The organism is Rhizobium sp. SEMIA 4085, from assembly GCF_013004495.1.
GTDB lineage: Bacteria > Pseudomonadota > Alphaproteobacteria > Rhizobiales > Rhizobiaceae > Rhizobium > Rhizobium gallicum.
In genome coordinates this window covers 1-6,139 of the sequence record NZ_JABEPH010000357.1, presented here as the reverse complement: position 1 = coordinate 6,139, position 6,139 = coordinate 1, and the positions used below count along the sequence as shown (strand labels likewise).

Annotated in this window: 5 protein-coding genes; all 5 read left to right on the top strand. The window is 61.7% G+C overall.

Annotation, left to right across the window (positions count from 1 at the left end; translation table 11 throughout):
• On the top strand, window positions 1-701 hold a 701-nt coding region (gene ftsA / locus C9413_RS26210; RefSeq protein ID WP_170251104.1), incomplete at its 5' end, for a cell division protein FtsA.
• 56 nt (window positions 702-757) lie between these two features.
• Entirely contained in the window at window positions 758-2,482 is a 1,725-nt protein-coding gene (gene ftsZ / locus C9413_RS26205; protein ID WP_170251103.1) for a cell division protein FtsZ, read from the top strand.
• Window positions 2,483-2,772: 290 nt separating this feature from the next.
• Entirely contained in the window at window positions 2,773-3,729 is a 957-nt protein-coding gene (lpxC, locus tag C9413_RS26200; RefSeq protein ID WP_039845340.1) for a UDP-3-O-acyl-N-acetylglucosamine deacetylase, read from the top strand.
• 288 nt (window positions 3,730-4,017) lie between these two features.
• Window positions 4,018-4,863 carry an outer membrane protein assembly factor BamD gene (locus C9413_RS26195; RefSeq protein WP_039845339.1) on the top strand — a complete coding sequence of 282 codons (846 nt, stop codon included), beginning with the start codon at window positions 4,018-4,020 and terminating at the stop codon, window positions 4,861-4,863.
• Window positions 4,864-4,876: 13 nt separating this feature from the next.
• On the top strand, window positions 4,877-6,139 hold a 1,263-nt coding region (locus tag C9413_RS26190; RefSeq protein WP_170251102.1), incomplete at its 3' end, for a DNA repair protein RecN.

Sequence of the window (6,139 nt, the reverse complement as noted above, 5' to 3'; positions counted from 1 at the left end):
TTGCGACACCTTACGCCTCCGGGCTGGCGGCTCTCGTCGACGACGAGGTCGAGCTCGGCTGCTGCGCGATCGATATGGGCGGCGGCGCGACGACGATTTCGGTCTTTGCCGAAGGCAAGCTCGTACATACGGATGCCGTCGGTCTTGGGGGCCTTCACGTCACGACCGATCTGGCGCGCGGCCTTTCGACACGCATCGAAGACGCCGAGCGCCTGAAAGTGGTTCACGCTTCGGCATTCTCGAACTCCTCCGACGAGCGCGAGCTCATCTCGATCCCGCCGATCGGGGAAGACGAGCGCGATCAGCCGACGCAGGTGCCGCGCGCGCTCGTTTCGCGAATCGTCGGTGCACGCATCGAGGAAACGATGGAATTGATCCGCGACCGGATCCAGCGCTCGGGCTTCAGCCCGATCGTGGGAAAGCGCGTTGTGCTGACGGGCGGCGCAAGCCAGTTGACCGGTCTTGCAGAAGTGGCGCGGCGCATCCTGGCGCGCAACGTCCGCATCGGCCGTCCGATGGGCGTCTCGGGTCTGCCGACGGCAGCCAAGGGACCGGCGTTTTCGACGGCAGTCGGACTGATGATCTATCCGCAGGTCGCGGACATGGAAACACATGCGTCGCAGAGCGGTCTGCTCATGTCGCTTGGGGGTAATAACAGCCGCATCGCCCGGATGGGCCAGTGGCTGAAGGAAAGCTTCTGAAATTAAGTGAATTGGCCGGCGTGGCGATGCGGCCATAAAGAGAAGGAACAGGTACCATGACTATCAAGCTGCAAAAGCCGGATATCACTGAGCTGAAGCCGCGTATCACCGTGTTCGGTGTCGGTGGCGGCGGCGGCAATGCTGTCAACAACATGATTTCTGCCGGGCTCCAGGGCGTCGACTTCGTCGTTGCCAATACGGATGCCCAGGCGCTGACCATGACGAAGGCCGAACGCATCATCCAGCTCGGCGCCAACGTCACCGAGGGTCTCGGTGCCGGTTCGCAGCCGGAAGTCGGTCGCGCAGCCGCCGAAGAGTGCATCGATGAGATCATCGATCACCTCAACGGCACGCATATGTGCTGCGGCACCGCCGGCATGGGCGGCGGCACAGGTACGGGCGCTGCCCCGGTCGTCGCGCAGGCCGCCCGCAACAAGGGCATCTTGACCGTCGGGGTCGTCACCAAGCCGTTCCACTTCGAAGGCGGCCGCCGCATGCGTCTTGCCGAATCCGGCATCGAGGAACTGCAGAAGTCGGTCGATACGCTGATCGTCATTCCGAACCAGAACCTCTTCCGTATCGCAAACGACAAGACGACCTTCGCCGATGCTTTCGCCATGGCCGACCAGGTTCTCTATTCGGGCGTTGCCTGCATCACCGATCTGATGGTGAAGGAGGGGCTCATCAACCTCGATTTCGCCGACGTCCGCTCGGTCATGCGCGAAATGGGCCGCGCGATGATGGGCACCGGCGAAGCATCCGGCCAGGGCCGCGCGATGCAGGCTGCCGAAGCTGCAATCGCCAACCCGCTGCTCGATGAAACCTCGATGAAGGGTGCTCAGGGCCTCCTGATCTCCATCACTGGCGGCCGCGACCTGACGCTCTTCGAAGTCGACGAGGCTGCCACCCGCATTCGCGAAGAAGTCGATCCGGATGCCAACATCATCCTCGGCGCGACCTTCGACGAATCGCTCGAAGGCATCATCCGCGTCTCTGTCGTTGCGACCGGTATCGACCGTGCGATGAACGAAGCTGCTGCCAAGAACTTCCAGCCTGCCGCCAAGCCGACTATCCGTCCTTCCGCGGCCGTTGCTCCGGCACCGGCCGCAGTTCAGCCTGCGCCAGTCATGCAGGCACCGAAGCCGGCCGATCCGATCGCGCACACCATCCGCATGGCGGAAGCCGAGATGGAACGCGAGCTCGAAATCCCGGCTCCGCGGCCTGCAGCTCCGGTTCAGCAGCCTGTTGCCCAGGACGCGTTCCGTCCGCAGAGCCGCATCTTCGCAGCCGCTCAAGAAGCTCCGGCCGCTCGTCCGGCTCCGGTGCAGCCCGCCCCGGCACCCGTTATGAGCCAGTCGGCGCCGCAGCCGGTCATGCAGCAGCAGCCGGTCATGCAGCAGCAGCCGGTTCGCCAGGAACCTGCCATGCAGCAGCCGGTCCGCATGCCGAAGGTCGAGGACTTCCCGCCGGTCGTTCAGGCCGAGATCGATCACCGCGCCCAGCCAGCTGCCGCACAGGCGCATGAGGAGCGCGGCCCGATGGGCCTGCTGAAGCGAATCACCAATTCGCTCGGCCGCCGCGAAGAGGAAGTCGCTCCCGAGATGACGGCAGCGCCTGCCGCCGCTTCGCAGCAGCGCCGCCCGCTTTCGCCCGAGGCGAGCCTTTATGCGCCACGCCGCGGCAATCTCGACGACCAGGGCCGCAGTGTTCCGCAGGCCCGCATGATGCAGGAAGACGACCAGCTTGAAATTCCTGCCTTCTTGCGCCGCCAGTCGAACTGAGCGGACACAGAATCGCCACGCATGCGCCCGGGATCACGGTTCCGGGCGCAGCTGTTTCAAAGCGTCATATAAGTTGATGATTCCTAAATCATTTCAAGCGGATGGTTTCGTAACAAAGCGAAACGAACAGTGATTTGGATTGGAGCCCGGCCGCACGTATGTATGACGTCATGAGACCGTGCCTTGCCGCCTTCATGGCGACAATTCGGCGGTGGGCAAAACAGGTTGGCGGTTGGTTTTTCGGTGCTTTTTGGCGCTACGGACAGCAAATGCAATAAAGGCAGAATTTTATGGTTATTGGCATGCTTGGCTTCCAGACGACGGTTTCGCGCCCGGTGACGCTTTCGGGCACCGGCGTCCATTCTGGCGCGGAAGTCACCATTACTTTCAATCCGGCTGAAGTCGATACCGGCGTGGTTTTCCATCGCATGCATGACGACGGCAGCGTCACCGAGCTGCGTGCCGTCTCCGCTCAGGTCGGCAGCACCGATCTCTGCACCGTCCTTGGCTTTTCCCCGGCGCATTCGGTTGCGACGATCGAACATGTCATGGCAGCGCTCTACGCGCTCGGCCTCGATAACGTCGTGATCGAGGTTTATGGCGCCGAAATGCCGATCATGGACGGCAGTTCAGCACCCTTTATCGAGGCGATCGAGCAGATTGGTCTCGTTTCGCTCGGCGTGAAGCGCCGCTATATCCGCATCACCAAACCGGTTCGCATCGAGCATGGCGGCTCCTGGAGCGAGTTCCGTCCGTATGACGGCACGCGCTTCGAAGTCGAGATCGATTTCGAATGCCCGCTGATCGGTCATCAGAAATGGGAAGGAAATCTGACGTCAGCGACCTTCAAGTCCGAATTGTCGCGCGCGCGCACCTTCGGCTTCATGCGTGACGTGGAGCGTCTCTGGGCCTCCGGCCATGCGCTCGGTTCGTCGCTTGAGAATTCGGTCGTTATCTCCGACGACAATACGGTCATCAACGTCGAAGGCCTGCGCTACGCAAAGGATGAGTTCGTGCGTCACAAGGCGCTCGATGCCGTCGGCGACCTGGCGCTTGCCGGCGCTCCCTTCATCGGCTGCTACCGCTCCTATCGCGGTGGTCACAAGATGAATGCCAATGCTTTGAAGGCGCTGCTCAGCGACACGACTGCCTATGAAGTTGTCGAGACTTCTGCTGCGCGCCCGCGCGTTACACCTCGCGACTTTGTCGCCGTTAACGCTCCCGGATTCGCCCCCTGGTCGGCATGACCTCCACACCTAATTTCAGGCCAGGGCCGCCTCCTTCGGGAGGCGGTTTTTTTATGTACTTCAGCAAGCCGATAACCGTTCTGCAGCATATGCTTAGGAGCAACAGGTCCGATTAAAGTCAAAAACAGGGATATTCTGGCGCTTGCTGCCACAAAAATGCGTTAATGGCTCATCATTGCGTTGCTCTCGCCACACATTTGTGGCTAGAAACGCCGGCGAGGTGTGGCTGCCGCAGGCTGGGGTAGCGGCCATTGGGTTTCATCTTAGGATTATGCAAGGTCTGAAAGTATGATGAAGACAGCGCGCGCTTTGCTCGCATCGCTCGTGATTTTGAGTGCAGGCGCCTTGATTTCCGGTTGCCAGTCGGACCCTGATATCGACATCACGAAACTCGGCCTTAACAACGATCCGCCGGACGTCCTCTACAATCAGGCGCTTGCCAACATGAAGGCCGGCAACATGGCCGAAGCCGCGCGCAAGTTCGACGCGATCGACCGCGAAAACCCGTTCTCCGAATGGGCGCGCAAGGCTCTCGTGATGAGCACCTTCGTGAAGTACCGCCAAGGCAAGATCGACGACGCCCTCGCATCGGGTAACCGCTATATGGCGCAATATCCAAAGTCTGAAGATGCGGCATATGTTCAGTATCTGATCGGCCTCAGCTATTCGAAGCAGATTTCCGACGTGACGCAGGATCAGCGGGCTTCCTCCAAGACCATCGAAGCCATGCAGGCCGTCATCGACAACTATCCGGACTCCGAATATGTCGACGACGCGCAGGCCAAGATCCGCTACGCTCGCGACCAGCTCGCCGGCAAGGAAATGCAGGTCGGCCGTTATTATCTCGAGCGCAAGGAATATCTTGCAGCCGTCTCCCGCTTCCGTATCGTGGTTGAGAAGTATCCGAACACGAATCAGATCGAGGAAGCGCTGGCGCGTCTCGTCGAGGCCTATTACGCGATGGGAATCGTCGAAGAAGCCCAGACGGCAGCTGCCGTTCTCGGTCACAACTATCCGGATAGCCAGTGGTATGCCGATTCCTTCAAGCTGCTGCAGTCGGGCGGTGCGGAGCCCCGGGAGAACAAAGGCTCCTGGATTTCCGCAGCCGGCAGGAAGCTGCTGCTCGGCTCGTGAGGCCTGACACGCAATGCTGATCCAGCTTTCGATCCGCGATATCGTTCTGATCGAGCGGCTGGATCTTGCCTTCGAAACCGGGCTCTCTGTTCTGACCGGCGAAACCGGTGCCGGCAAATCCATTCTCCTCGACAGTCTTTCGCTGGCGCTTGGCGGGCGTGGCGACGGCGGCCTCGTGCGACACGGCGAGGACAAAGGGCAGGTGACGGCGGTCTTCGACGTGCCGATGGATCACGGTGTCCGCCAGCTTCTGCGCGAGAACGGGATTGATGACGAGGGCGACCTCATCTTCCGGCGCCAGCAATCGGCCGATGGCCGGACCAAGGCCTATGTCAACGATCAGCCGGTCAGCGTGCAGCTGATGCGCCAGGCCGGGCAGATGCTCGTCGAAATCCACGGCCAGCACGATGACCGTGCGCTTGTCGATACGCATGCGCATCGGCTTCTGCTCGATGCGTTCGCGGGCATCAACGAGGATGCTGCGGCGGTCTCCGAGCTTTACCGCATCTGGCGCGACGCGGAGCGAACGCTGAAAAAGCATCGCGAGAAGGTGGAGAACGCGGCCCGCGAAGCCGACTATCTCCGGTCCTCCGTCGACGAGTTGGAAAAGCTCTCGCCGCAGGACGGCGAGGAGGAGGAGCTTGCCGACCGCCGCCAGAAGATGATGAAAGCGCAACGCATTGCAGGCGACATCGCCGAGGCCTCCGAGTTTTTGAACGGCAATGCCTCTCCGGTGCCGCATATCGCCTCGCTGGTGCGCCGCCTGGAGCGCAAGAGCCACGAGGCGCCTGGACTGCTGGAAGACACGGTGGCGCTGCTCGATGCGGCTCTGGACCAGCTTTCCAACGCGCAGATGGAAGTGGAGGCAGCACTCCGAAAGACGGAATACGATCCGAAGGAATTGGAGCGTGTCGAGGAGCGACTCTTTGCCCTGCGCGCCGCGTCCCGCAAGTATTCCGTGCCTGTTACCGAGCTTCCGGCGCTTGCCGTGCGGATGATCGCCGACCTTGCCGATCTCGATGCCGGCGAGGAGAAGCTGGTGAAGCTCGAAGCCGAGGTGGGTATTGCCAAGGCGAATTGCGATGCCGCGGCCCGCTCGCTTTCGGACAAGCGTCACCACGCAGGCGAAGCGCTCGCCGCCGCCGTCATGGCGGAACTGCCGGCGCTCAAGCTGGAGCGTGCGCGCTTCATGGTCGAGGTGACGACCGATGCGGCAGCCGCAACGGCCGAGGGCATCGATGTCGTCGAGTTTCACGTTCAGACGAACCCAGGGACG